The organism is Lentzea albida (assembly GCF_900111005.1).
Classification (GTDB): Bacteria; Actinomycetota; Actinomycetes; order Mycobacteriales; family Pseudonocardiaceae; genus Lentzea; species Lentzea albida.
Window position 1 is genome coordinate 111,138 of the sequence record NZ_FOFV01000027.1, and the last position, 24,302, is coordinate 135,439.

Here is a 24,302-nt window from a genome sequence, read left to right on the forward strand (position 1 = left end):
GGGGGAGAACTGTGGAGACCAAAGAGATCCTGGCGCGGATCCGCCAGTTGACCAAGCCCGACGCCGTCGCCGACCCGGCGCTGCTCGGCGACCTGCGGCACCTGACCGACATACCGGCGCTGCTCGAAGCCGGACGGCTGCTCGGCAAGGTACCGGCGGAGCTGCTGGGCAAGCTCAAGCCGTTGAAGGTCGCCATCACCGGCACGTTCACCGCGTCCGGCGTCGCACCGCTGCTGCGGATCGCGCTGCTCGGCAAGGGGATCGCGCCGGAGATCCACGTGTCCGGCTTCGACCAGCTCGCCGTGGACCTGAGCAGCCCCTCCTCGCCACTGGCGGAGTTCGGGCCGCAGGTGACGCTCTGCCTGCTGCACGACGACTGGTTCGTACCGGCCGAGTGGGACGACGTGGAGGCCCTCGACAGCGCCGTCCGCGGCCGCTGGTCGATGTTCGACACCCTCGTCGGCGCGTTCACCGAACGCTCCGGCAGCGCGGTCCTCGTGCACACCGTGCCGTTGTCGCCGGTCGAGATGCGCGGCGTCGTCGCGTTCGACGGCCGGGCGGCGCTCGGCCGGGTGTGGCGCGACCTGAACAGCGACCTGCTCGGCATGGCGCTGCGCCGCGACCAGGTCCACGCGCTCGACCTGGAGGCCTACCTGGTCGACGCCCCGGTCCGGCTGCGCGACGAACGCCTCTACCGGTTCGCGAGCGCCGCATGGACGCCCGAGGTCGAGCAGGTCTACGCGACCGAGGCCGCGAACTTCTGCCGCGCGTTCCTGGGAATGGCCAAGAAGGTCCTGGTCCTCGACCTAGACAACACGCTGTGGGGCGGCGTCGTCGGCGACGACGGCCGGAGCGGCATCCAGATCGGCTCGATGTACCCCGGCAACGCTTTCCGCGAGGTGCAGCGGCGTGCCGTCCAGCTGCGCAAGCAGGGCGTGGTCCTCGCGCTGGCCAGCAAGAACGAGGCCACGATCGTCGACGAGGTCCTGGAGACCCACCCGGACCTCGTGATCCGCCCCGCCGACATCGCGGCGCGCGCGGTGAACTGGCAGCCCAAGGACCACAACATCCGCGGGCTCGCCGGCCAGCTCAACCTCGGCCTCGACAGCTTCGTCTTCGCCGACGACAGCACGTTCGAGACCCAGCTCGTGCGCGGCTCGATCCCCGAGGTCACCGTCGTGCACCTGGACGGGGACCCGGCCGACCACGTGACGGCGTTGCAGCGCGGCGGTTCCTTCGACGTGCTGACGACGACGGCGACCGACCGCGAGCGCACCGCGCTCTACAAGGCCCGCGCCGAACGCACCGAGTTCGCGGACTCGTTCAGCTCGGTGCAGGACTACCTGCGCAGCCTGGAGATCGTCGTCACCGTGCGGGAGGCCGACGAGTTCAGCCTGCCGCGCCTGGTCCAGCTCGGCCAGCGCACCAACCAGTTCAACATGACCGGCACCTCCCACCCCGAAGCACGCACGCGTGAGATGGCCGCGTCGAGCGACCACCTCGTGCTGGTCTTCGAGGTGGCGGACCGCTTCGGCGCCGAGGGCATCGTCGGCGGCGTGTGGGTGTCGAAGCACGACGACCACTGGCTCGTCGAGAACTTCGTCATGAGCTGCCGCGTCTTCACCCGCGGCGTCGAGCACACCGTCGTGCAGCACATCGCCGACCGCGCGCTCTCGTCCGGCGTCTCCAGGCTGGAGGCGGACTTCACCGCCACCGACCGCAACAAGGCCGCGGCCGCGTTCTACCCGGACGCCGGATTCGAGCAGGCCCCCGCAGGCCGTTTCACCCTGCCGCTGCACCCGCGGCCGCAGATCGGTCCCGAGTGGACCACCCTCGTCGTGGAAAGGGAGTCCGCCGATGTCTGAGGTCTTCGTCGAGGTGGCCGACCTCGTCGGCCAGGTCACCGACCTGCCGGCCGAGGAGATCGCGGCCGACGCGCGGTTCGACTCGCTCGCCAACTGGACGAGCTACGACGCGCTGCGCCTGCTCACCGGCATCGAGCAGAAGTTCGCCGTGCGCCTGGACCTCCAGGAGTACTTCGCGATCAAGGACGTCGGCGGCCTGGTCGCCGCCGTGGCGAGCGCCCAGGAGAAGTCGGGATGATCCTGCGCATCGACCACGTCGGCGTGGTCACGTCCGACATCGGGGCGGCCGCGCCCGCCCTGGCCCTGCTGGACCTGAAGTGCACCTACGAGGACGACGTGGACGTGTACGGCGTCGCCACCTCGTTCTGGCAGTGCCCCGGCGACACCACGTCGATCGAACTGGTAGCGCCGGTCCGCGAGGACGCCGCGGTCCACGGCCACCTGAAGCGCCTGGGCCCCGGCCTGAACCACGTGGCGTTCGAGGTGGACGACATCGACGCGGACCTGCGCGCGCTGCAGGACCGCGGTGCGATCCTCGTCGACGAGGAGCCCCGCCGGGGCGGGCGTCCCGGCCTGCGGGTGGCGTTCGCCCACCTCGGGCCGGCGACCGGCCTGCTGGTCGAGCTCGTCGACTACGGCAAGCGGGCCTGAGAGGACGCGGGACCCGCCGGGGAGCCAGTTCGCTCCTGCGGCGGGTCAGCAGCAGCGGCCCGTCTTGGAGGTCGCCTCCGGGTACCGGCGATCCGTCACCGAGCACGCAGGACGCCTCGGCGTTCATGATCGACCCCGTCGACCTGCTGGTCTTCCTCTACGCCATCGCCCGGTGGTGGTACCTCATGTCGACCGAACCGCGCGGACCGACCGTCCACATCGAACGAATGGAGCTGAACCCGCGAAAGCGGGGAACCCGGCAGTTGTGATCTTCGCTGCCTGCGGCGGTGAAGGCTGTGCATCGATCGAGCCGCACGTGGTGAGGGCGACCACCGCGGTGAAGACCAAGGTGCGACGGGTCAGCGGGCGGAGTGCGAACCCCACCTGTTCCAGGCCGGGGAGATTTCTCGAAAGGCGAATCATTCGTGCCGAGTGCCGGATCTCAACACGGCTCGCGGCGCCGTGAAGAAGCTCTCCACATGCTTCGTCGACCCCCCGTGACCCACACTGTGGATCTTTCACGAGAGGCGGGTGCGTTTCGGCGTCGCGCGCGTGCAAACTGATCGCGAGATTCCACTCGGACAGGACAACGGGAAGGACCTGCATCCCGACATGCGGCGGATCGGTGTCCTGGTCGATTCGAAACTTTTCGAAACCCTCGGATAGTTCGCGTTCACAAAGGATGTTTCGAAAGTCCACTGCACCACACACTTGCTGATCAGCCGATTCCATGTGTTGCAACGGTTCTTGACGACCATGTGTGATGCAGCTTACTGTCGTGAGCGTTAACAATCGGAGTCGAGGGTAAGAAGTTTCGACCGCACGGTGCGGCAAAAGCTCGACCCGATTCATGCGATCGCCTGCTTGCGATGGCCACCGCGCGGTGGTGGTGCCGCTTGTTCTCGCACACTTGGAGAAGCATCGTGAAACTCCGTTCACCCCTGCTCCTCGCCGCTGCGGTCCTGGCCCTCCTCACCGCCTGCACGCCCGGCACCGGAGGTGGCGGGGGAGGTGACGGCAAGTCCTTCGAGTTCTGGTCGTTCTCCGCCATCAACCAGAAGCTGACCGTCGAGGCGTACAAGGCGAAGCGCCCGGACGTCGAGATCAAACTGACCGAGGTGGGCACCTCCACGGAGACCGCCCAGTCGCTCACCACGGCGCTGGCCGGCGGCAAGGTGCCGGACCTGGTGCTCATCCAGGGCGACAACCTGCCGCAGTTCGTGGAGCAGCCGCAGAACTTCGTGGACCTGCGGACGTTGGGCGCCGACGAGGTCAAGGGCGACTACCTGGACTGGGTGTGGCGGCAGAGCGTCGCCAAGGACGGCGAGGTGCTGGGCGTGCCCACGGACGTGGGCGGGATGGCCGTGGCGTACAGGACCGACCTGTTCGCCGCCGCCGGGCTGCCCACCGACCGGGCGGCGGTGAGCGCGCTGTGGCCGTCCTGGGACGCGTTCATCGAAACGGGCAAGCGCTACAAGCAGACCACCGGCAAGGCGTTCACCGACAACGCGGCCACCAGCGTGTTCTACCAAGCGGTCAACCAGGTCTCGGAGAAGTACTACAGCGAGGACCGCAAGCTGGTCTACAGCACCAACCCTCAGGTGAAGGCCGCGTTCGACCTCGGCATCAAGGCGGCGACCGCCGGGATCACCTCCGGCCAGTCCTCGTTCGAGAGCGCGTGGAGCGCGGGCATGGCGCAGGGCCAGTACGCGGCAGTGTCCGCGCCGTCGTGGATGCTCAACAGCATCCGCAGCACCGCCCCCGACACCAAGGGCAAGTGGGACATCGCGAAGATCCCCGGCGGCTCCGGCAACTGGGGCGGCAGCTACCTCGCCATCCCCAAGCGCGCGAAGAACCCGCAGGCGGCCTGGGACTACATCAAGGAGATGCAGTCGCCCCAGGGCCAGTTGGAGCACTTCAACCGGGTCGGCGCGCTGCCCTCCACGCCCTCGGTCTACCAGGACTCGAAGCTCACCGACGCGAAGGACCCGTTCTTCTCCGACGCGCCGACCGGCAAGATCTACACCGAATCGCTGCTCGGCCTCAAGCCGTTCTACATCGGCCCCGACAGCGCGGCCATCGGTCAGGAGTTCCTCAACGCCATCACCAACGTCGAGCAGAGCGGCGGTAACCCGGCGACGGCGTGGGACGACGCGTTGCGCGCCATCAAGAACGCCATCGGCGAGTGACCGACGTGACCGCCACGCTCTCCCGGGCGTCCAGGGCCGCGCCACCTCAGCCCGGTGCCAGGAAGATCAAGGGTGTGGGCGAGCGCCTGTCGGCGTACGCCTACATCGCCCCGTTCTTCGTGGTCTTCGGGGTGTTCGGGCTGTTCCCGTTCGCCTTCACGTTCTACGTGGCCCTGTTCGACTGGAACCCCATCGGCGACCAGGTGTTCATCGGGTTCGACAACTTCACCCGGATGTTCGGCGATCCGCGGTTCTGGAACGCCGCCGGCAACACGGTGAGCATCTGGGCGCTGTCCACCGTGCCGCAACTGCTGCTCGCCTTGGTGCTGGCGCACGTGCTCAACCACGCCCGGCTGCGCTTCGCGTTGTTCTTCCGGATGTCGGTGCTGGTCCCGTACGTCACTTCGGTGGCGGCCACGGCGATCGTGTTCGTGCAGCTGTTCGACCGCGACTACGGCCTGCTGAACTGGCTGCTCGGGCTGGTCGGCGTGGAGCCGGTGGACTTCGTGCAGTCCACTTGGGGCAGTCACCTGCTGATCGCGACCATGGTGACGTGGCGGTGGTTCGGCTACACCACGTTGCTCTACCTGGCGTCGCTCCAGTCGTTGCCCCGCTCGGTGTTCGAGGCGGCGGCCATCGACGGCGCGGGACCGTGGCAGCGCTTCCGCCACATCTCTGTGCCGTCGCTGCGCCCGGTGATCATCTTCACCGTGGTCACCTCGACCATCGGCGGCCTGCAGATCTTCACCGAGCCGCTGCTGATCGCCACGGGCGCGCCACTCACGTGCGGGGCGGTGCGGCAGTGCCAGACGCTGACGCTGTTCCTCTACGAACAGGGCTTCGGGCAGTTCGAGTTCGGCTACGGATCGGCGGTCGGTGTCGCGCTGTTCGTCATGGTCGTGGCGATCGCCGCGCTCAACTACCTGCTGTCCACCCGGATCAAGGCGGACTGATGACGACCACCACGTCGCGCCACCGGCGCCTCGACCGGGTCCGGTGGTGGACCTACCTGCTGCTGGGCGTCGCCACCGTCGTGTGCCTGTTCCCGCTGTACTGGATGTTCATCGTGGCCACGACGGACACCGCGACCGCGACGCGGATGCCGCCGGAGGTCCTGCCCGGCGGCAACTTCCTCCACCTCGCGGGCCTGGTCGTGGACACGGTGCCGTTCGTCCAGTCGCTGCTCAACAGCCTGGCGGTGGCCACCGCGATCGGGGCGGGCCAGGCGGTGCTGTGCGCGCTGGCCGGGTTCGCGTTCGCCAAGCTGCGATTCCCCGGCCGCAACGCGCTGTTCCTGGTGGTGGTGCTGACGATGACGGTGCCGACGCAGCTCTCGGTCATCCCGCAGTACCTGATCATGTCCGAGCTGGGCTGGGTCGACACGCTGCAGGCGCTCATCGTGCCCGGCCTGGCGAGTGCGTTCGGCATCTTCTGGATGCGCCAGCACATCTCGGCCACGATCAGCGACGAGCTGATGCAGGCGGCCCGCATCGACGGCGCGAGCACCTGGCAGGTGTTCTGGCGCATCGCGTTCCCGATAGTGCGGCCGGCCGCGTTCGTCCTGGGCCTGTTCGGGTTCGTCACCGCGTGGAACGACTTCCTGTGGCCGTTCATCGTGCTCAAGTCGCCCGAGCGCTACACCGCCCAGATCGCCATCAAGGCGCTGCAGAACAGCTACGACGTCGACCTCGGTCTGGCCATGTCCGGCTCGTTCCTGGCCACCGTTCCGCTGGTCCTGCTGTTCGTCCTGGTCGGCCGCCGCATGGTCGCCGGAATCCTCGAAGGCGCCTTCAAGGGCTGAAACCCCCGCACACCAAGGAAAACCCATGAACTCACCGACCTCCGGCGCGTCGTTCCACGACAACCCCGTGATCCCCGGGTTCCACCCCGACCCCAGCGTGTGCCGGGTCGGCGAGGACTACTACCTGGTGTGCTCCAGCTTCGAGTACTTCCCGGGCGTGCCGATCTTCCACAGCCGCGACCTGGTGCACTGGCGGCAGATCGGCAACGTCCTCGACCGCCCGGCGCAGTTGCCGCTGCCGGCCGACGCGATGGCGTCCGACGGCATCTACGCCCCCACGATCCGGCACCACGACGGCAGGTTCTGGATGATCACCACGAACGTCTCGCAGGGCGGCAACTTCCTCGTCACCGCCGACCGGCCGGAAGGCCCCTGGTCGGACCCGGTGTGGCTGGACCTGCCCGGCATCGACCCCGACCTGGCCTGGGACGACGACGGCACCTGCTGGTGCGCCTTCGCCGGAGCCCACGGCCCCACCTTCACCGGCGTGCAGATCGCCCGCGTCGACCCCGGGAGCGGGAAGGTGCTCGAGGACCCGTTCCCCGCCTGGGCGGGCACCGGGCTGCAGTGGCCGGAGGCTCCCCACCTGTACCGCGTCGGCGGGTGGTGGTACCTGCTGATCGCCGAGGGCGGAACCGAACGCGGCCACACCGTGGCCATAGCGCGCGCCCGTTCGCCGCGCGGCCCGTGGGAGTCGGCGCCGGCCAACCCGATCCTGTCGCACCGCGGCACCGCCCACCCGGTCCAGAGCACCGGCCACGCCGACCTGGTCACCACGCCGGACGGCGAGTGGTGGATGGTCCTTCTCGCCACTCGCCCAGCCGGGTACAGCCCCAAGTTCCACGTCCTCGGCCGGGAAACGTTCCTCACTCCCGTCCAGTGGGAGGACGGCTGGCCACGCGTCGGACCCGTCAACCTGCGGGAGCGGGCACCGGGCGCCCTGCGACCGCAGGAACCGGCACCGCAGCGCGACGACTTCGACGCGCCGGAGCCGGAGCCCCGGCTGATCTCGCCGCGGTCACGCCCGGACGGCTCGTGGTCGCTGACCGAGCGGCAGGGGTGGCTCGCCCTGCACGCCACCGGCGGCACGCTGGACCGGCCGGGCTGCACCTTCGTCGGCCGCCGCCAGCAGCACGCCGAGAGCCGGACCGCGGTGCTGCTGGACCACGGCACCGGTCGCGCCGGCCTGTCGGTGCGCCTGTCCGCCGGCCACCACTACGACCTGGAGGTGGCCGGCGGACAGGCGAGCGTGATCGCCCGCATCGGACCCCTGCGCCAGGTCGTGGCCACCCGCGCCGTGCCGGCGGGCCCGGTGGTCCTGGTGATCACCACCAGGTCGGCCCGGAAGTGGTCGGTGGGGGAGGAAAGGCTGTCGGGCCTGCACGTCGCCGCACCCGACTTCGTCGCCTTCCACGTCGGCACGGACCCCGAGCCTCTGGCCGAGCTCGACGGCAGGTACCTGTCCACGGAGGTCGCCACCGGCTTCACCGGCCGGGTGATCGGCATGTACGTCACCGAGGGCACCGCGTGGTTCGACTGGTTCGACCACGGCCCGCTCGACGACGCACCCGGTCGTTCCCTGACGACGGATCTGTGGCCGACCACGCCGCCCCTGTTCGGCACGTCGCGGAACGCGTCTGCCCTGATCGGGTGAAACCCCGAATTTTAGCAGACATATACCTTGACGGGCGTGACGCCATGAGCCCAGAGTCCGAAGGAGATTGGGAGCGCTCCCAGACCATTCGCGTTCTTCCGGTTCTCAATGAGGAGATCACTGTGCTCACGATGGTTCCCCGTGTCCGGCCCGCGGTGGCGTTGGCGGCTGCGATGGCCCTGACCACCGCGCTGATCCCGGGCGGCGCGGTGTCAGCGACGGCCTCCGCTGGCGGATGCCGGGTCGACTACGCGATCAGTTCGCAGTGGCAGGGCGGGTTCGGCGCGGCCGTGACGGTGACGAACCTCGGCAGTCCCGTCAACGGCTGGCAGGTGGCGTGGACGTTCGCCGGGGACGAGCGGATCACCCAGCTGTGGAACGGTTCCGCGGCCCAAACGGGCGCTCGGGTGTCGGTGACCAACGCGCCGTGGAACGGTTCCGTCGCCACCGGGGGCACGGTTTCCTTCGGCTTCAACGCCACGTCCGGCACCGCCTCGACCGTTCCGGCGGCGTTCACGCTCAACGGCGTGGTCTGCACCGGCTCGGTGACGGAACCCCCGCCGGGAGGCGGTGCCCTGGTGGACAACAACTTCCCGGTCAGCCGGGAGGCCGCCTACGGCGACAACCGCTACACCGTGTTCCGCCCGGCGAACCCGCAGGCGGTGGGAGCGCCGATGCCGGTGCTGGTGTTCGGGAACGGCGCCTGCGCGCACACGAACAACAGCGAGGTCACCAGGGCGTTGACGTTCATCGCGTCGAAAGGCGTCGTCGTGGTGGACACCGGTTCGGTGGACGGTTCGCCGAACGGTGTGCCGAGCGGCTCTCCGATCCCCTCCTTGCTGACCGGTGCGATCACGTGGGCGGAGCGGGAGCAGAACCGGTCCGGGGCGCCGCTGTCCCAGCGGCTCGACCTGACGAAGGTCGCCGCCGCGGGACACTCCTGCGGCGGGCTGGAGGCCCTGGTGGCCGCTCAGGACAGCCGGGTGTCCGCAGTGGTGTCGCTGGACAGCGGGTTCTTCGCGGACGGCTCCTTCGGGTACTCCCGCGCCGAACTCGCCCGGCTCCACTCGCCGGTCCTGTTCATGGCCGGCGGGCCGTCCGACGTCGCCAACGACAACACGCGGGCCAACTACGACTTGGTCACCGTGCCGGCCGTGCTCGCCGTGCACCCCCAAGCGGGGCATGTCGGCTTCATCACCGGCAGCCAGATGACCGAGGGCATGACCACCGTGGTGCAGTTCCTCGACATGGTGCTCAACGGCAACCGAGCGGCCCGCTCGTACGTCCTGGATCCGTCCGGGCTCGCGTCCAGGTATCCCTGGACCGTCTCGAAGAAGAACTTCTGACCGGGTTCACGCCGGCATCTTGACGACCAGGGCCGCGGGGTTCACCTCGACCTTCAGCGACCTGGTCGTCCCGCAGACTTCTCCGTCGACCTCGAACGGCTTGGTGCGACTGCTGCGCAACTCCAAGCGCCGGAACCGGAACCGCTCCACCGCCGGCCCGTCCACCCGGCGGGAACCGATCAGGCGACCCGCCGTGACCAGCCAGCCCCTGGCGTTCACGTCGTGCAGCAACGCCAGGTCCAGCAGCCCATCGGCGGGATCTGCCTCCGGTAGGAGGGAAACCCCGCCCTGCAAGGCGCCCACGTTGCCCACGACCGCCCCGAGGACGCGGCGGGTCAGCCAGTGGCCGTCGTCCAACCGGACACGCACCCGGCTGGCACCCGACCTCAGACCCCTGAGGACCGCTGGTAGATATGCGGGCCACCCCAGGAGGCGCTTCATCCCGGGCGAGGTGTCGCGGACCATCTCCGCGTCCAGACCGATCCCGCCCATGCCGACGAACGGGCGTCCGTCCAGCAAACCCATGTCGACGCGGCGGTCCGCCCCGTCGAAAGCCGACGTGACGGCGTCCCGCACCCCACTGCCGATTCCCAGGTTCTGGGCCACCAGGTTCCCCGTGCCGATCGGCACGATTCCCATCGCCACCCCGGTGTGCGCGAGCCCGGCGGCCACCGCGTTCACCGTGCCGTCTCCACCGCACGCCAGAACCAGCCGCGGGTGGTCGCGCAGGGCGAGTGCCGTCACGCCCGTCCCGGCATCCTCACGGGTGGTCTCGAACCACCGCGGCTCGCACCAGCCGCGGTCCTGAGCGGTACGGGACACCAGGTCCCGCAACCCGGAGTGGTCCACCACAGCGCCCGGATGAACGACCACCGCCACACGAAGCCCGTCACGCCCAAGATCCACCCGAACCGCCTTCACGAAGTCGACACCGGACCGGATGCCCTGCGACAGGCGAACGCACACGCGGACGTGACACGCAAAGCACTGTGAACCCGGCCGGGCCGGTCCGCCGCCCGCGTGACCGGCGCGGCCGGACACCCTGCAGGGGCAGGGGTCTCCCGCCGACGTGGGGGACCGTTGCGCCACAGCGCTCCGGCACCCGGTCAGGCCACTGGACGCGAAGTCCGCGTCCGGCGAATGGCGCCGTCCCGGAATTCCTGGAGGGCCAGTGCCGCGCGACGAGTCGGTTCTTCCCGACTACGAGGACGTGTTCGGTGGCGCTCGACCCCGAAGAACGGGCATCGACTGCCACGGGGAGACATCTCGAGCGGAGCCGCTCGAAGTCGCAGTTGTCGTGCCCTACTTCGATTCCGCGCCGTGCTCCGCGTGTCCGTTCCGCCGTGCGGTGGCGATCCGATGCGAGATCCTCGACCCCGCGCACAACATCGGCTGGATCCCCGTTCCGCCGTCCCGACCTGACAGCGGACACGGTTCGCCGGAAACTGGTCGTGGACGTCGCTCCCGCCAGTCCGGACACCGGCGGGGTGCACGGCTGAACACTGGCCGGCGGCGTTGAAGAGCCACGAACGACGTGGTTCGTCTCGTGACGGCCTTGGCAGTCGACACGATTCGATCTTTCGTCGCCAGGATCTGTTGATCGGGTGTGAGAACTTTCGCGGCGAACTGACCTGACGGGCGGGCGCCCATGTCACCACTAGCTGCGCAACGGCATCGACAGCTACATCGTCGCCGGCCCCAGTGACCACCGAGATGGCGACCCGCGGGCTCGTGCGTGCGGAGAACCGCATCCATGCGGGTCAAGGCGCTTCGCCGAGAAATCGAGCCGGTCCGTGGCGAAGCGTTCGATCTGAGCCGGTTCCACAGACCATCGATGGTGCAGTGGTCGTTGTGGTGCTGCTCGTCCTCACACAACGCTGCAGCAGATCGGCCTGATTCTGGACGAGATCCCCGCCGAAGCTGCCCGTGTCGGAACCTGGGCGCCGACCCGATCGTCGAGCACGCCTCGATCAGCAGCGCAGCCCGTGACGGCCAGTGCCGGTAGATCATGGTCTTGAAGACGGCTGAACGTCGCGACACCTCGTCGATGCTGACACCGCCCGCCGACACAGGCTGTCCGCAACCTGGAATCAGACCCACTCACGCCGCGTGCTGCGAATACGGGTGGCGCCACAACGGACACCGCACCCACCGGTCACTCGCCGCCGCAGCACCCTTCAGCGCCCGACCGCAGACTCTCGAACCTGTCAGATCGAACACCTCACCGTCGATCGACGTGACCGTCATGGGAGAGTCATCCGCGAGTATCACCGCGCCGCCTGACAAACTGGGATGCAGCTTTCGGCGCGCACAGGTCTGGCGCACGGTGTTCGCCCGTTTCTTCCGCAACACCGCCACGTGCGGCATCGGCAGCGGCGTGATCAGTGGTTGATGCGAGATCGCCGAGCCGATGACTCGTAGATCCGTCCCCTGCTGTCACGGCAAGTTCTCCGAGGTCCTTGATGACTGATCCCGTGCTCGACCTGAGGGCTGGTCTCGCCGCGGCCCCGCAACCGCGGACGGCCGTGCTCGTCGTGGACGACGGAACGGAGATCGCGTACCACCGCTGGGAACCCGATCCCGGGGTCCGGGCACACCCCGTCCCGGTCGTCCTGCAGCACGGATTCACGGCGAACACGATGGTGGACTGGGCCGGCAGTGGCACCGTGACGGCACTGACCGCGGCGGGGCGGACGGTGGTCGGAGTCGACGCCCGCGGCCACGGCCAGTCGCAGAAGTCCCCGGATCCCCGCCGCTACGGTGAACCGCGCATGGCAATGGACCTGCGCGCGGTGATCGATCTCCTCGGCGTGCACGAGGTGGATCTTGTCGGCTACTCGATGGGATCCATCATCTCGTTGCTCGTCGTGGCGGAGGAACCGAAGGTGCGCAAGCTGGTCGTCGGCGGTGTCGGCGCCGGGGTCGTCGAGGTCGGCGGGGTGGACACGCGGGTGTTGCCCAGCGACGTACTCGCGGACGCATTGCTCGCCGACGACCTCGGCTCTCTCCCGCCGGAGGTCGCCGGTATGCGCACATTCGCGCAGACGGTGGGCGCGGACCTCCCGTCCCTGGCGGCGCAGGCACGGGCGGTGCACACAAGAGGAGTCGACCTCGCGCGCATCACCGCGCGGACGCTCGTCATCGCGGGCGATGAGGACCCACTCGCTGCCCGGCCCGAAGTGCTCGCGGACGCGATCCCGGACGCCCGCCTCGTGCTCGTCGCAGGCGATCACACGATCGTCGGCAGCAGCCCCGACTTCCGCACGGCGGTGGTCGACTTCCTTCAGAACGAATCGTCGGCGTGAGCGGCGGCAACCTGCGAACGAGATCGAGCGGCGGAACGAGAACGTCGCCCACCCAAGTGGCGCAACGGGTGCACCGCTTCCATTCGCAGCGGGACTGCGGGCGTACTGGAGATCGGTCTCATCACACCTGCGGCGCGCGGTCCACTGAGGAGTGACGGCCGGTTGGCCGGTGTACCACTGGTCGTCCGGCGTTGCGTCGGCCGGGACGCGCATGCCGAACAGGGCGCTGTCGTCATCAGGGACAGGTCCGTGGATGCATTCGCACGAGGCAAGGACGGCCTGGTCGACGACACTCGGCGCAGGCCGGACGTGACCTGGGCATCCTGGGATGCCCTTGGTATCTGAACGCTTGGCTGACCGCATCCTCTCCTCGTGCCGGGAATCACCGAGATTCCCGGCACCACGATCACCTGGAGGACGCGGTGAGCTCCAAGGAGAACGGGAGAGCCGTCACCGGATCGACCCGCGGACCGTCACTTCGCCGCGGCGAGCGCCTCGCGGACGACCTGCGTGCTCGCCTGGGTACCGGGGAGTTGCCCGTAAGCGCCGTAAGGACTCACGTACACGGGGGTGTCCCGCTGGGTGCGCCAGTTCTCGGCGAGCGGTCCGGCGTCCACGGTGTCGTAGCCGAGGCTGTCGAAGAGCTCGGTGACCGCCTGCTTCGCGGCCTCGTCGTCACCGGCGATCGGGAGCGCCGACCGGTCCGCGCTCCCCGCCGGACGGGACAGGTCACCCAGGTGTCCGGCCCAGATGTTGTTGAAGCCCTTCACCACGTGCGCTTGCGGCAGGTGCTTCTGCAGCAGCTCACCGGTGGTGGTGGAGCCGTCTTCCAGTTCTTCGAAGACGCCGTCGCGGTCCGGGTAGTAGTTGTTGGTGTCGATGACCACCTTGCCCGCCAGCGGCTCCACCGGAACGTCCCGGTACGCCCGCAGCGGCACCGTCACCACCACGACGTCGCCGGCCGCGGCCGCCTCCGCCGCAGTCGCGGCGCGCGCCTTCGGCCCCAGCTCGGACACGAGGTCCTGAAGGGTGTGCGGGCCACGCGAGTTGCTCAACACCACGTCGTGCCCGGCAGCCACCGCCAGCCGCGCGACGGTGCTTCCGATGTTGCCACTGCCGATGATGCCAATCGTCGTCATGTCATCCGGAACCTCGGCGCCCCTCACCTGATTCCGGCCTGCGGCCACGGTGACGTGTGGCACACCGATTCCACGATCTTCGCTGTGAGGCCGCTGTCGGGTGGCGATCGCCGCCGAGACGCCTCCTGACGGTTCCTGACTGCGAATCCTGGAACAACCGCCCCGGTCCTTCCGGCTCCTCGTTCACCACGAACAACGGGGCCACACCACCTCGACCCGATCACCCGCTCACGGGATCAGGCAGTGGCGCCGTTCGTCGTCGGCGAGTGCTCGGCGGCTTGATCAACGAGTACCAACCTGCGGTGGGCTGCTGTGCAGGTCAGGTCACCAGGCCTAGTTGTGGCACCCCACAGGTCACCGACCGGCGACTGCCTCGCGGCTTGGACTTGTTCGAGTTGCTCGAGCGAGTTGCGGACCTGGTTGCCTCGGCCAAATTGCATAACGCACGTCGTCGCGACGCGATGCCGACGCCATCGCCGTTCGGATACCAAGCGGTGAGAGCGCCGAGTGCGTCAGCTGAAGCCTGCGTCCACCAACTTCTGCCAACGCGCGTGGTGCTTGCACCACCCAGCACTGCGCCATGTTTCCAACTGGTTCGGCATCATTCACGACTGCCTCGCCACTCGAGCGATTTGCGACGAGACCACCGTGTGGGCACACCACGCCGCTGTAGCCTGAGCCTCGACTTCAGGATGTCCTCGGGAGCAACCCACCGCCTTGGAAAGGCTCGAACCAGCGGCAATCTCGCCGTAGACGCAGAAAGGCGCAACGCAAGGAGATGGGCCGCACCATCGTCATCTCGGACCAGGCAGCTGAAAAGCTCGGCGTGGTGATCTTCAGCGACCGCGCCGGCACGCTCGCCAGCACCGACCTGGCTGTGGGCCGGCACCCGTTCATCCGCCTGACCGCACCTCCCGGCCTTGGACAGCAGGGGTGCGCCGTGCGGTTCGGCATGACCGGATCGACCCCGCCGCGCCGGGGGCTTCGCCCCGCTCGTCCAGGTCGAGACCGATGCGCTGGTGCAGCCGACCGGGCTGTGGCGGCCGGCCATGGGACGACCAAGGTCGGGCACGTTGAGAAACGCACGATGCGTGCCAGGCTGCGCACAGGCGTCGACCCGCACAGGCCGAGCAACGTCGGAGTGCCGGGGTTGGTGCATCGGTGAGCCTGACCAGCCAACTGCACCGCGGCGAGCTGGGCCGCTGGTGCGCGGTGACGTTCCCCGGCACGCCTGAGGCCGTCCGTCAAGTCGTCGCCACCGCCAAGTCGGCCGAGAAAGGCCTGGTCCGACCTGCTGGACGGCCTGACAGACGCCACTGGGCCGACATCGGAGGGGCTTTCGGTCAACGCTTGGCGGACCTGGTCGATCCCGCCCCGCCCTACGGTGCGCTGCTGGGCATGATCCGGGCCGGTTGGCTGTCGTTCGCTCAGGCGCATGCGGAGGCCGCCGCATATCCGAGCCACCACAGGCTCGAGGCGGAACACCGCGCCCGTGCATTGTCCTTGCGCCGTACCCCGGACGGCTGGCTCGACCTGGGTCGGACCGGCGACGTCCGCGGCGTGGACCAGGCCGCAAGCGTCGCGCTACGCGATCTCCTCGCCCGTACCCGCGCCTACCAGACCGCGCACGCCCCAGTCGGGCAGTTCGGCTCGGACGGTGCGGAGGCCGGGCTGGCACGCTCGGCCTGGGTGATCTCCGCGTGCGAGGGCATCTACCGTTCCGGCGAGGTCGATGAGCGACTGGCTCGCGTACTGCGCATCGGTGGCCGTCCCGAGGACCTGCGTGCCCTGCCCAGCGAGCAGGCGGTGACCGAGCTGGTCAAGTTGACCCGGCGGGTCCGGAACACCGCGCTCGACGAGTTCCGGCGCCTAGCCGGCAATCCTGGACCAGGTGTTCCTCTCGGAGTCGCTGCCCCCACGTTCGTGCCGAACTGGGCCGACGGAGACCTGCTGGTGGGCACCAGCAGCGAGACGTTGCTGGTCGACGTCAAGACCGTGATGTCGCTGGCCGACCCGGACAAGGTCTCGCGGTGGCTGTGGCAGATCCTGCTGTACGCGTGGCTCGACACCAACCACCTCAACCACGTCCGTGCCGTGGGGCTTTATCTCGCGCGGCACGGAGCCCTGATCACGTGGGGCCTCGACGAGCTTGCCGAGTCGCTGCTCGGCGACACCAGCGGTGGGCACCGGAAACGGACTCGCCGCGAATTCGAAGCGCTTGCGTCCAAGGTCATCACTGCTGAGGGTGGGCGCTTCCCGATCAGCTGAACGCGCAGTCCAGTTGTGGCGAACAGCGTGGTCGAGACTTGCAGGAAGATTTCGCCTGCGGTGTCGGGAGTCGTCCGCTGAACCGGCCTCGCGGCGTGTCCGCAACTCCGACCTGCGATCCGAACCTGCAGGCTCGCACGTCATCCCGTTGACGGCGTGAAATCCGGGAAGCTCTCGTCGCGCTTCCTCAACCAGTGCGCGATGCGTGCCGGAGCGTGGCTGTAAGGATCGGTCAGGTTCAACTTGCGGGCGGCGTCGATCGGCCAGTGGGGGTTGTGCAGCAGTTCGCGACCGAGGGCGACCAGATCTGCCTGACCGCTCTCGATGATGGACTGCGCCTGTGCGGCGTGGACGATGTAGCCGACCGCCATCGTGGCGACGCCTGTGCGCAGGCGGATCTCTTCCGCGTAAGGCACCTGGTAGCCGTAGCCGGGTTCCGTGCCGGGAGCCGGCACGCCGGTGAGGCCTCCCGAGCTGCAGTCGACCAAGTCGACGCCGTGCCGCTGGAGCTCCCGCACGAGGTCGACGGTCTGGTCGATCGTCCACTCCACGTCCACACAGGACAGACGGACGAACAGGGCTTTGCCGGAGGGCCAGACCGCACGGACGCGGTCGACGACCTCCAGCAGGAACCGGAACCGGTTCTCCTGTGAGCCGCCGTAGCGGTCCGTGCGCCGATTCGACAACGGCGACAGGAACGTGTGGATCAGGTAGCCGTGTGCCGCCTGCAGTTCCAGCGCCTCGTAGCCCGCCTCGTCCGCTCGCCGGGCCGCGTTCGCGAACGCGCTCACCGCGTCCTCGACGTCCCGGAGCGACATCTCGACCGGCACGGCCTTGGGCAGGACCACACCCAGGACACCGTTGGCGCCGGCGATGGCGTCGATGTCCCCGATGAACCAGTCGGTGTCCACGGCGTTGACCCGGACCCACGCTCGACCTCCACTTCCCAGCCATCGCAACGTCTCCTCGCGGGCCAGGGTCTTGTTCTCCGGCCTGACGGCGTCCTCCCAGTCGACGATGACGGCGTCGGCGCCGGCGGTTGCGGCCTTCGCGAAGCGGTGCGGAGCGTTGCCGGGCACGAACAGCCATGTGACCGCGTCGATGCCGGCCGTCATCGCAGCGGGTTCCGCTTGACGAGCTGGCGCGCGATGACGTTCTTCTGGATCTCGTTGGTGCCCTCACCGACGATCATCAGCGGCGCGTCGCGGAAGTACCGCTCGACGTCGAACTCCGTGGAATAGCCGTATCCGCCGTGGACGCGCACCGCGTCGAGTGCGATCTTCATGGCCGCCTCCGACGCGAACAGCTTCGCCATGCCCGCCTCCATGTCGGCCCGCTCGCCGGACTCGTACCGGCGGGCGGCGTACTGGACGAGCTGACGCGCGGCCGTCAGCTGGGTCACCATGTCGGCGAGGTGGTTGCCGACCGACTGGTGCTGCCAGATCGGCCGGCCGAAGCTCTCGCGCTCCTGGCTGTAGCGCACCGAGTCCACCAGCGCGGCCGCACCGACACCCAGTGCGCGCGCGGCCACCTGGATGCGGCCGATCTCCAGCCCGCGCATCATCTGGGCGAACCCGTGCCCCTCCACCTCACCCAGCAGCGAGGTGGAAGGCACCCGGAAGTCGCTGAAGGACAGTTCACAGCTCTCGACGCCCTTGTAGCCCAGCTTCGGCAGGTCGCGCGACACCTCGAAACCGGGCCCCTTCTCGACGAGAAGGATGCTCATGCCCCGGTGCCTCGGTTCCGCCTGCGGATCGGTGAGGCACAGCAACGCCACCAGGTCGGAGCGCCGTGCGTTCGTGATCCACGTCTTGGCGCCGTTGACCACATAGCCGTCATCGCCCCGCCGCGCCACGGTGCGCATCGCCTGCAGGTCGGACCCGCCGCCGGGCTCGGTGAGCGCCATGGTCGCCCGAACCTCGCCGGTGGCCATCCTGGGCAGGTAGCGGTCCTTCTGCTCCTGGGTGCCGTGTTCGAGCAGGAGCTTCGCGACCACGCTGTGCCCGCCCACGGCCCCGGCGAGGCTCATCCACCCGCGGGCGAGCTCCTCGGTCACCGCGGCGTAGCAGGGAACGGAGACACCGGCGTCGTTCCACGGCTCGGGGATCGCGAGTCCGAAGATGCCCATGCGCTTCATCTGCTCGATCAACGCCTCCGGATACGTGTTGGCGTGTTCGAGCTCGCGCACCACCGGTCTGACCTCGTGGTCGACCCAGTCGGCCACGACCTCGACGATCGCTGTCTCCTCAGTGCTGAGCTCGTACATGGCGGCCTCTCGAAGCCGAAGGACGGATAACCCCATCCTCGTTCGTCATCGCAAGCGCTGTGAAATGCTGATTCGTGATACCCCTAGTCGAAAGCCGCATGGAATGGACCTCAAACACCTGACCGCCCTCGTGACGGTCAGCGACACCGGCAGCGTCACGAAGGCGGCCCGCCTGCTGCACGTCGTCCAGCCCGCGGTCAGCCGGTACATCCGCGCGCTGGAGGACGAGGTCGGAGCCGCGCTGTTCGAGCGCACCCCTCAGGGCATGACCCCCACCCCGGCAGGCGAGATCCTCGTCGAACGCGCCCGCCGAGCCCTCCTCGAACTGGAACGCGCGCGAGCCGAGATCCGCCCGGACCGGCAGCACGTCCAGGGCATCGTCACACTGGGCCTGCTGGAAAGCACCGTCGAACTCCTCGCCGCACCACTGCTGGAGTCCGTTGCACGCCGGCACCCCGGCATCGACCTGCGCGTGCTCAGCGCCTTCTCCGGCCACCTGCAGCAGTGGCTGCACGACGGCGCTGTCGACCTGACCCTGCTGTACGGCCTGACACCGGCCCCGTCGATCTCGACCACCCCGGTGCTGCGCGAGTCGCTGTGGGCCGTTGCACCACCCGGCACGGTCCTCGCCGCCGACGCGGTGCCGTGGACCTCACTGGCCGAGCACCGGCTCGTCCTCCCGGTCGAAGGGCACGGCCTGCGCACGCTCATCGACCAAGCCCTGCACGCCGCCGGCGTCGAGCCCACCGTCACGTGCCAGACCAACTCGATGCTCGTGCAGAAGAAACTGGTCGCCACCACGGACACGTGGACCGTCCTCCCGGCCGCCAGCGTCGCCGAGGACGTGGTCACCGAACGACTCACCGGCGGCCCGCTGACCGAGCCCGACGTCTCCCGCACCATCGTGCTCGCGTTGCAACGGGCGAACCGGGTACCACCCGCCGTCGAGGCCGTGGCCGTCGAGGTGGTGCGGCTGATGCGCGGGCTGGTCGAGAGCGGCGCCTGGCCGACGGCCCACGTCGTCGCCCAGCCGGGGTGACAGGACTGACGGCGACTGATCGCGGACTTCCCGAAGTGACAGGGTCGGCCGTGGTCGGCCGTGGTCGGCCTTGACGCCGCGACGTGGCGACGCTCGAGGACCTCAGCGGCGCCGACGTGTCCGGCCGTCTGCTCGTGCCGTGGAAGGGTGGACTTCAGGCCGCCTTCGACGACATGACCACCGCGCAGCGTTCGACTCGTCGAGCGGTACCGGCTCGAACAACGAGTACGAACCTGCAGCCGCTTGATGCCTAGGTCAGGCCGGTGAAGCACCACCGTCTTGGGAGGTGCACACCGCTGCCCAGGGTGAGCAGCCGTTGCCCGACGTGATCCGGGCCGGCATCGGGCGATGGCCGCGATGCGCGTGCGGAGCCGGGACCACGGCCGCGGATGCGGGCCATCCGACGAAGTCGACGGCACCGGGTCTGGGGGCGTGCTCACCCAGACCGACCTGACCACCGACGAGCACTGCCGTGCACCCGGCGTCCGCTCGGCGAGCGGGTGATGGGCGGACCTCGGGGGCACCGGGAGGGTGCGAACGGTATGCCGATCGGTGCCGTCTCGGTCGGTGCGGCCGGGTGGCTCCACAAGCCCTTGGCCCGCAGGAGTGGCAGCACGCCCTCGCCGAACCAGTAGGCCTCCTCCAGGTGCGGGTGTCCGGACAGCACGAACTCGTCGATGCCCAGCGCGTGGTGCTCCTCGATCCGCTCGGCCACCTCGACGTGGCTGCCCACCAGGGCGGTGCCCGCACCGCCCGGACCAGGCCGACGCCTGCCCAGAGGGTGGGCGACACCTCCAACCGGTCGGTGCGCCCGTCGTGCAGTTCGCGCATCCGCCGCTGGCCGACGGGTCCGCTGCCATGGCCACCATCTTCGACGGCCCGTTGCTGGAGTCGATGGTCGTTCACGCCGCAGCGGACTTCGCGCCCGTCTGGCGCGGTGGACCCACCGCCGAGCAGCCGGTGTAGCGTGGAGCCATCAGTCATGGTTCCGAAGTACCGGTCGCCCGTGATCACGTGTCACGGGCGTTTTGCTGTTCGGCGTTTCCGCGGGCCATGACGGATCACCTCCGGCTCCGCATCGTGCGGGTGCCGAATCATGCTTGGAGCGCACATGGCCACCGGAACCGTCAAATGGTTCAACGCTGAAAAGGGCTTCGGCTTCATCGAGCAGGACGGCGGTGGCGCCGACGTGTTCGTCCACTACTCGAACATCGCCGCCCAGGGCTTCCGCGAGCTCCAGGAGGGCCAGAAGGTGTCGTTCGAGGTCACTCAGGGCCAGAAGGGCCCGCAGGCGGACAACGTCGTCCCCGCCTAGTTCTTGCTCAGCCGCTGAACAGCGGTGTGCGTGGACGAACGCCAAAGCCCGCCGGTTGGGTCCAACCGGCGGGCTTTCCTCGTGGAGCCGGGGGCGTCACCGTGCCGGGTGGCGTAGCGCTGTTCCTGCGTCGTGCAGGTGGCGCAGTACCTGGGCGTAGGAGTGGCGCAGCGGCCTGGGCGTGACTGAAGGCGAGGGCATGGATCTCGATACCGGGTCGTGGTCCTCGTGGTCGGGGTTGGCGTGGTGGCGGTTGTGCTTGGCGACCCACCACTGGTAGCTGATGCCGGTGAGGCTGCCGTGCAGGTACCCGACGATGTTGTTGTGGCGGTGGCTGCGGAAGATCTGCCGGTGCCCGGCGTCGTGGCCGATGAACGCCAGTTGCGTCGAGGCCACGGCCAGGACGGCTGCAGTGACCAGTTGCCACCAGGAGTCATCCAGCATCACCAATGTCACGGCGATCGCGCCGAGCAGCAGCGCGTTGACCGCCATCCGCAGCAGGTAGCAGCCGCGTCGGCGGTTCAGCGGGCCGGCGGCCTTGAGCTCCTTGGTGAGGCGGGCGAAGTCACTGCCGCGAGGTCGGTCAGCCGTGTTCGTCAGGACGTCGTGCGGTGAGGTCATGTACCTGCTCAGGGGTGGCTGCGGTGAGCCGTTGTGGGGTTCACTTCTCGGCTTCGGTGTCCAGGCCGGGTTCGTCCGGTCCGGACTCTTCTGGCTGGCTGGTGTGCACGTCGGCGGGTGACACGTGTTCGTCGGCTTCGCTGCGCAGGGAGCGGATCGCGGAGTTGAGCACCGCCAGCAGGGGGACGGCGAGCAGTGCGCCCGCGATGCCTGCGACGAGCAGGCCTGCCGCGATGGCCAGCACCACCGCGAGCGGGTGCAGCTTCACCGCACGTCCCAGCAGGAACGGTTGCAGGACGTGGCTTTCCAGCTGGTTCACGGCGATGACGATGATCAGGACGATCACCGCGGTCAGCGGACCGTTGGCGACGAGTGCGATGAGCACGGCGACCGCACCGGCCACCACCGCGCCGAAGATCGGAACGAACGCGCAGATGAACACCAGCGCCGCCAGCGGAACCGCCAGGGGCACGCGCAGCACGGCCAGTCCGATGCCGATGCCGATCGCGTCCACCACCGCGACCGCTCCGGTGGCGCGGACGTAGCTCACCAGTGCGGCGAGGCTGCGCCTGCCCGCGACGTCGACCCGCCTGCGGGGTCCGTCGGGAACGACGCGGAGGAGGAACCGCCAGATCCGGGGACCGTCGTAGAGGAGGAACGCCAGCGTGAACAGCACCAGCAGCATCTCGCCGAGAACCCCACCGACCGTCGCAGCGGTGGTGATGGCGCCCGTCGTGATGCCGTACTGGTTGTCCTGCGCGGTTTTCGCGATCCGGCCGGCGAAGTCGCGCAGCTGCGTCTCGCTCAGCTGCGGCGGGCCGTTGACGAGCCAGCCGGAGATCGCGTCGATGCTGCGGGCCAGTTGCGCTGCCAGGTCCGGCAGGCCGTTGACGAAGGTCACCACGACGAACGCCAGCATCCCGCCGAGCGCGAGCAATCCGCCGACCAGCACCAGCGCGGTGGCGAGACCTCGGGGAACCCGGTGTGCCATCAGGAAACCGACGGCCGGTGTGAGCAACGCGGCCAGCAGCAACGCGATCGCGAGCGGCACGGCGAGCGCCGCCAGCCTGCTGAAGATGACACCGATGACGTAGAGCGCAGCGACCACGAGGAGAAAGCGCCAGCTCACTGCCGCACTGACCCGCAGCGCAGCGGGAACCGGGCTTCGTTCGGGCGGCACGTCACCGCGGTCGGTGCTCACCAACGCCTCCGGAGTCGATTTCCGACGCTGGGGTCTGGGGTCATCTGCGAGTCGGCAGATTGCTGCCTGTCGCTGCTCGGATCTCCCTGCCTCGCCGGGCACGAACTCGGCTGGGGCACCAGACGCTCGCGATCCGCTCAGGTGCGTTGCTCGATCAACGGATGCGCTCGGGGATGTGGTCCAGCGCGCCCAGCACGTGCACGGCGAGAGCTCGCGAGGATTCGGCGCTGAGCCCGGAATGATCGGTCAGGGTGTCCTGAACCAGCTTGAGCCTGCGCTCGTACAGGGACACGTAGGTCGACGCTGTCATCTCTTCTCACTCTCTCGGCTGTGGTGCTCGGGTCTGGAGGGCGGTCGAGGAGAACAGGTCCGCGACGGTGTCGGTGTTGTCGCGGTGTGCGGCGCGCATCATCGCTTCATGTGCGGCCGCTGAGGACGTGTCGGGGGGAACGAGCAGCAGGGTGAGGCGGCGCCGGTCTGAGGCGATCAGGTCCACGGTGTGGGCGGGCCTGGTCCAGAACCCGTCGAGCCGGACCCGGATGCCGTCGGCGGCTATGCGGCGCGGCGCGGTGTCCCAGTCGCTGAGGTGGTAGTTCACTCTGGGGATCTCACCCAGCCGGACGTTCAGCACTGCGAGCAGGGCGGGCAGTTCGGTGGTGAGGTCGTGGGAACGTGGCCACCAGGCGCCGTCGACGTATCCCGTGGCAGGCGCCTGCGGCCGCAGGCGCAGTCGCAGCGGAGACCGGGGCTGCTGTTCGTCAGCGTCGTCGGCGGCCGGTGGGGCGGTGGATCGGTGAGGGACCGGCGTCATGCCGGACTCCAGTCTCGGCCAGAGAAAACTGCCGGTTCAGGTTTCGTCGAGTACGACCTGAGCTTGACCGCTCAGGTGCGAGATGTTCTCGACAAAATCAACCATACACCGTTTCAGTTGTGATCGACTGAAAAGTTTCGCGTTGTTCGTGTCGTCGGTGGGCATCCGCGAAAATTCACTGGCGACCCGCCGATCCATCCGTTTTTCCAGTTAGAAGCCCTGTTCTGGCGCGTATCCGGGACGGCGCTGTGTCGCTCGGCGGCCGAAAGGTTGCTGTCGCCGGATTCTCATGTGAATTTCAGGTGATGGTGCGCGCAGGTGCTGTAGTGTGTGGGGAGAATTTGTTTCGGACATTTTTCGCTTTGAGACTCCGGGGGGCTTCCCGCTCGCTCGTCGGGCAGGTGGTTCGTCTTGGTCGTGAGGAGAGATTTCAGTGAGCACCGTCAGCGACAACGCATGAACGCAACTCCCGAAGATGCTTCAGTGATCGCGCAGCGACTGCACCTCGCCGCCGGCTTCCACTCGTCCGAACGCGACTGGGTCGTGGATCGCCTGGCCGCGCTCGGTTCCCGTCTGCGGTCCTACCGCGACGACGAGATCGAACTGGAGATCAGCCTCAAAGACCGCAAGGGCGTCGAGCAGCGCGTCATGCTGCAGTGCTGGATCAACCACGGCCATCGGCTGCACCTCGTCGCCACCTCGTCCCAGCGAGAGCTTCCCGCGGCGCTCAACGAGGTCCGCGACGAACTGATCCGTCAGGTCGGCGAGACCAAGACCCGCACCGAGCCGCGCAGCAACCGCGCGCTGCGGTCCGTCCCGACGCCGCCCGAA

The 24,302-nt window shown here is 68.7% G+C and carries 25 protein-coding genes and 1 pseudogene; 17 read left to right on the forward strand and 9 right to left on the reverse strand.

The annotated features are described in order from the left end of the window. Positions 1-11: 11 nt before the first annotated feature. The 9 genes from BMY74_RS41245 to BMY74_RS45875 all read left to right on the forward strand — a co-directional run bounded on the left by BMY74_RS41245 (position 12) and on the right by BMY74_RS45875 (position 9,506). On the forward strand, positions 12-1,865 hold the full coding sequence (locus BMY74_RS41245; RefSeq protein ID WP_089927026.1) for an HAD-IIIC family phosphatase: 1,854 nt from the start codon (positions 12-14) through the stop codon (positions 1,863-1,865). Beyond that, positions 1,858-2,103 (forward strand): acyl carrier protein, encoded by a 246-nt coding sequence (locus BMY74_RS41250; RefSeq protein ID WP_089927029.1) that lies wholly within the window; start codon positions 1,858-1,860, stop codon positions 2,101-2,103. Before BMY74_RS41245 ends, BMY74_RS41250 begins: the two co-directional genes overlap by 8 nt. Beyond that, a complete protein-coding gene (locus tag BMY74_RS41255) occupies positions 2,100-2,516 on the forward strand; it encodes a VOC family protein (protein WP_089927032.1) in 417 nt (138 codons plus the stop codon). The genes BMY74_RS41250 and BMY74_RS41255 overlap by 4 nt, the downstream gene beginning before the upstream one ends. A gap of 125 nt (positions 2,517-2,641) precedes the next feature. After that, a complete protein-coding gene (locus tag BMY74_RS45545) occupies positions 2,642-2,785 on the forward strand; it encodes a hypothetical protein (protein WP_177230193.1) in 144 nt (47 codons plus the stop codon). 654 nt (positions 2,786-3,439) lie between these two features. Beyond that, a complete protein-coding gene (locus BMY74_RS41260; RefSeq protein ID WP_089927035.1) occupies positions 3,440-4,705 on the forward strand; it encodes an extracellular solute-binding protein in 1,266 nt (421 codons plus the stop codon). Beyond that, positions 4,702-5,658, forward strand: coding sequence for a carbohydrate ABC transporter permease (locus tag BMY74_RS41265; protein WP_245786682.1), 957 nt, complete (start codon positions 4,702-4,704; stop codon positions 5,656-5,658). The genes BMY74_RS41260 and BMY74_RS41265 overlap by 4 nt, the downstream gene beginning before the upstream one ends. Next, positions 5,658-6,506, forward strand: a complete 849-nt coding sequence (locus BMY74_RS41270; RefSeq protein ID WP_089927037.1) for a carbohydrate ABC transporter permease — start codon at positions 5,658-5,660, stop codon at positions 6,504-6,506. Before BMY74_RS41265 ends, BMY74_RS41270 begins: the two co-directional genes overlap by 1 nt. A gap of 25 nt (positions 6,507-6,531) precedes the next feature. Further along, positions 6,532-8,160, forward strand: coding sequence for a glycoside hydrolase family 43 protein (locus BMY74_RS41275; protein WP_089927040.1), 1,629 nt, complete (start codon positions 6,532-6,534; stop codon positions 8,158-8,160). A gap of 131 nt (positions 8,161-8,291) precedes the next feature. Further along, a complete protein-coding gene (locus BMY74_RS45875) occupies positions 8,292-9,506 on the forward strand; it encodes a cellulose binding domain-containing protein (protein WP_089927100.1) in 1,215 nt (404 codons plus the stop codon). A gap of 6 nt (positions 9,507-9,512) precedes the next feature. Here the strand turns inward: BMY74_RS45875 and BMY74_RS41285 are convergent, their stop codons facing one another. After that, positions 9,513-10,379 (reverse strand): diacylglycerol/lipid kinase family protein, encoded by an 867-nt coding sequence (locus BMY74_RS41285; RefSeq protein WP_177230194.1) that lies wholly within the window; start codon positions 10,377-10,379, stop codon positions 9,513-9,515. 1,363 nt (positions 10,380-11,742) lie between these two features. Between BMY74_RS41285 and BMY74_RS45550 the strand changes: the two genes are divergently transcribed. Beyond that, complete coding sequence (locus BMY74_RS45550) at positions 11,743-11,898, forward strand: hypothetical protein (protein ID WP_177230195.1); 156 nt, start codon at positions 11,743-11,745, stop codon at positions 11,896-11,898. Between the two features lie 70 nt (positions 11,899-11,968). Beyond that, positions 11,969-12,811, forward strand: a complete 843-nt coding sequence (locus BMY74_RS41295) for an alpha/beta fold hydrolase (protein WP_089927046.1) — start codon at positions 11,969-11,971, stop codon at positions 12,809-12,811. Between the two features lie 473 nt (positions 12,812-13,284). Here BMY74_RS41295 and BMY74_RS41300 read toward each other — a convergent pair whose 3' ends face one another. Continuing rightward, positions 13,285-13,950 carry an NADPH-dependent F420 reductase gene (locus BMY74_RS41300; protein ID WP_089927048.1) on the reverse strand — a complete coding sequence of 222 codons (666 nt, stop codon included), beginning with the start codon at positions 13,948-13,950 and terminating at the stop codon, positions 13,285-13,287. Positions 13,951-14,728: 778 nt separating this feature from the next. Between BMY74_RS41300 and BMY74_RS44560 the strand changes: the two genes are divergently transcribed. Both BMY74_RS44560 and BMY74_RS41305 read left to right on the forward strand, forming a co-directional pair. Next, on the forward strand, positions 14,729-15,115 hold the full coding sequence (locus BMY74_RS44560) for a hypothetical protein (protein ID WP_143091932.1): 387 nt from the start codon (positions 14,729-14,731) through the stop codon (positions 15,113-15,115). Continuing rightward, positions 15,112-16,218: a hypothetical protein gene (locus BMY74_RS41305; protein WP_218159928.1), complete on the forward strand. Its 1,107-nt coding sequence runs from the start codon at positions 15,112-15,114 to the stop codon at positions 16,216-16,218. Before BMY74_RS44560 ends, BMY74_RS41305 begins: the two co-directional genes overlap by 4 nt. A gap of 140 nt (positions 16,219-16,358) precedes the next feature. Here the strand turns inward: BMY74_RS41305 and BMY74_RS41310 are convergent, their stop codons facing one another. Together BMY74_RS41310 and BMY74_RS41315 are read right to left on the reverse strand one after the other, a co-directional pair. Beyond that, positions 16,359-17,333, reverse strand: a complete 975-nt coding sequence (locus BMY74_RS41310; protein ID WP_089927050.1) for an aldolase/citrate lyase family protein — start codon at positions 17,331-17,333, stop codon at positions 16,359-16,361. Beyond that, positions 17,330-18,484: an acyl-CoA dehydrogenase family protein gene (locus BMY74_RS41315; RefSeq protein WP_089927053.1), complete on the reverse strand. Its 1,155-nt coding sequence runs from the start codon at positions 18,482-18,484 to the stop codon at positions 17,330-17,332. Before BMY74_RS41315 ends, BMY74_RS41310 begins: the two co-directional genes overlap by 4 nt. Before the next feature lie 103 nt (positions 18,485-18,587). On the opposite strand from BMY74_RS41315, the gene BMY74_RS41320 reads away from it, so the two are divergent. Then, a complete protein-coding gene (locus BMY74_RS41320) occupies positions 18,588-19,523 on the forward strand; it encodes a LysR family transcriptional regulator (RefSeq protein ID WP_089927056.1) in 936 nt (311 codons plus the stop codon). Positions 19,524-20,109: 586 nt separating this feature from the next. Here BMY74_RS41320 and BMY74_RS47090 read toward each other — a convergent pair. Next, positions 20,110-20,378, reverse strand: a pseudogene (locus BMY74_RS47090) (LLM class flavin-dependent oxidoreductase); the annotation flags it as partial. On the opposite strand from BMY74_RS47090, the gene BMY74_RS45555 reads away from it, so the two are divergent. Both BMY74_RS45555 and BMY74_RS41330 read left to right on the forward strand, forming a co-directional pair. Then, the gene (locus BMY74_RS45555; protein ID WP_177230180.1) at positions 20,340-20,489 is read left to right on the forward strand and encodes a hypothetical protein; all 150 of its coding nucleotides are present in this window, start codon (positions 20,340-20,342) and stop codon (positions 20,487-20,489) included. The pseudogene BMY74_RS47090 and the gene BMY74_RS45555 overlap by 39 nt on opposite strands. 145 nt (positions 20,490-20,634) lie before the next feature. Next, complete coding sequence (locus tag BMY74_RS41330) at positions 20,635-20,838, forward strand: cold-shock protein (RefSeq protein WP_089927059.1); 204 nt, start codon at positions 20,635-20,637, stop codon at positions 20,836-20,838. Between the two features lie 96 nt (positions 20,839-20,934). Here the strand turns inward: BMY74_RS41330 and BMY74_RS41335 are convergent, their stop codons facing one another. The 4 genes from BMY74_RS41335 to BMY74_RS41345 all read right to left on the reverse strand — a co-directional run bounded on the left by BMY74_RS41335 (position 20,935) and on the right by BMY74_RS41345 (position 23,471). Beyond that, a complete protein-coding gene (locus BMY74_RS41335; RefSeq protein WP_089927062.1) occupies positions 20,935-21,459 on the reverse strand; it encodes a fatty acid desaturase family protein in 525 nt (174 codons plus the stop codon). Between the two features lie 40 nt (positions 21,460-21,499). After that, entirely contained in the window at positions 21,500-22,660 is a 1,161-nt protein-coding gene (locus BMY74_RS41340; RefSeq protein WP_245786683.1) for an AI-2E family transporter, read from the reverse strand. A 154-nt stretch (positions 22,661-22,814) separates the two neighbouring features. Further along, positions 22,815-22,970, reverse strand: coding sequence for a DUF6307 family protein (locus tag BMY74_RS45560; RefSeq protein ID WP_177230196.1), 156 nt, complete (start codon positions 22,968-22,970; stop codon positions 22,815-22,817). A 6-nt stretch (positions 22,971-22,976) separates the two neighbouring features. Beyond that, positions 22,977-23,471 (reverse strand): DUF5994 family protein, encoded by a 495-nt coding sequence (locus tag BMY74_RS41345; protein WP_089927070.1) that lies wholly within the window; start codon positions 23,469-23,471, stop codon positions 22,977-22,979. A gap of 483 nt (positions 23,472-23,954) precedes the next feature. Here BMY74_RS41345 and BMY74_RS41350 point away from each other — a divergent pair. After that, a partial coding sequence (locus BMY74_RS41350; protein WP_177230197.1) for an HPF/RaiA family ribosome-associated protein occupies positions 23,955-24,302 on the forward strand: 348 nt, incomplete at its 3' end.

What these genes read in the sequence shown, in the direction of transcription:
- BMY74_RS41250 (WP_089927029.1), top strand. Translation starts at nt 1,858, where the DNA reads ATGTCTGAGGTCTTCGTCGAGGTGGCCGACCTCGTCGGCCAGGTCACC.
- BMY74_RS41255 (WP_089927032.1), top strand. Translation starts at nt 2,100, where the DNA reads ATGATCCTGCGCATCGACCACGTCGGCGTGGTCACGTCCGACATCGGG.
- BMY74_RS45545 (WP_177230193.1), top strand. Translation starts at nt 2,642, where the DNA reads ATGATCGACCCCGTCGACCTGCTGGTCTTCCTCTACGCCATCGCCCGG.
- BMY74_RS41270 (WP_089927037.1), top strand. Translation starts at nt 5,658, where the DNA reads ATGACGACCACCACGTCGCGCCACCGGCGCCTCGACCGGGTCCGGTGG.
- BMY74_RS41275 (WP_089927040.1), top strand. Translation starts at nt 6,532, where the DNA reads ATGAACTCACCGACCTCCGGCGCGTCGTTCCACGACAACCCCGTGATC.
- BMY74_RS45875 (WP_089927100.1), top strand. Translation starts at nt 8,292, where the DNA reads ATGGTTCCCCGTGTCCGGCCCGCGGTGGCGTTGGCGGCTGCGATGGCC.
- BMY74_RS41295 (WP_089927046.1), top strand. Translation starts at nt 11,969, where the DNA reads ATGACTGATCCCGTGCTCGACCTGAGGGCTGGTCTCGCCGCGGCCCCG.
- BMY74_RS41300 (WP_089927048.1), bottom strand. Translation starts at nt 13,950, where the DNA reads ATGACGACGATTGGCATCATCGGCAGTGGCAACATCGGAAGCACCGTC.
- BMY74_RS44560 (WP_143091932.1), top strand. Translation starts at nt 14,729, where the DNA reads ATGGGCCGCACCATCGTCATCTCGGACCAGGCAGCTGAAAAGCTCGGC.
- BMY74_RS41310 (WP_089927050.1), bottom strand. Translation starts at nt 17,333, where the DNA reads ATGACGGCCGGCATCGACGCGGTCACATGGCTGTTCGTGCCCGGCAAC.
- BMY74_RS41315 (WP_089927053.1), bottom strand. Translation starts at nt 18,484, where the DNA reads ATGTACGAGCTCAGCACTGAGGAGACAGCGATCGTCGAGGTCGTGGCC.
- BMY74_RS41320 (WP_089927056.1), top strand. Translation starts at nt 18,588, where the DNA reads ATGGACCTCAAACACCTGACCGCCCTCGTGACGGTCAGCGACACCGGC.
- BMY74_RS41330 (WP_089927059.1), top strand. Translation starts at nt 20,635, where the DNA reads ATGGCCACCGGAACCGTCAAATGGTTCAACGCTGAAAAGGGCTTCGGC.
- BMY74_RS41335 (WP_089927062.1), bottom strand. Translation starts at nt 21,459, where the DNA reads ATGACCTCACCGCACGACGTCCTGACGAACACGGCTGACCGACCTCGC.
- BMY74_RS45560 (WP_177230196.1), bottom strand. Translation starts at nt 22,970, where the DNA reads ATGACAGCGTCGACCTACGTGTCCCTGTACGAGCGCAGGCTCAAGCTG.
- BMY74_RS41345 (WP_089927070.1), bottom strand. Translation starts at nt 23,471, where the DNA reads ATGACGCCGGTCCCTCACCGATCCACCGCCCCACCGGCCGCCGACGAC.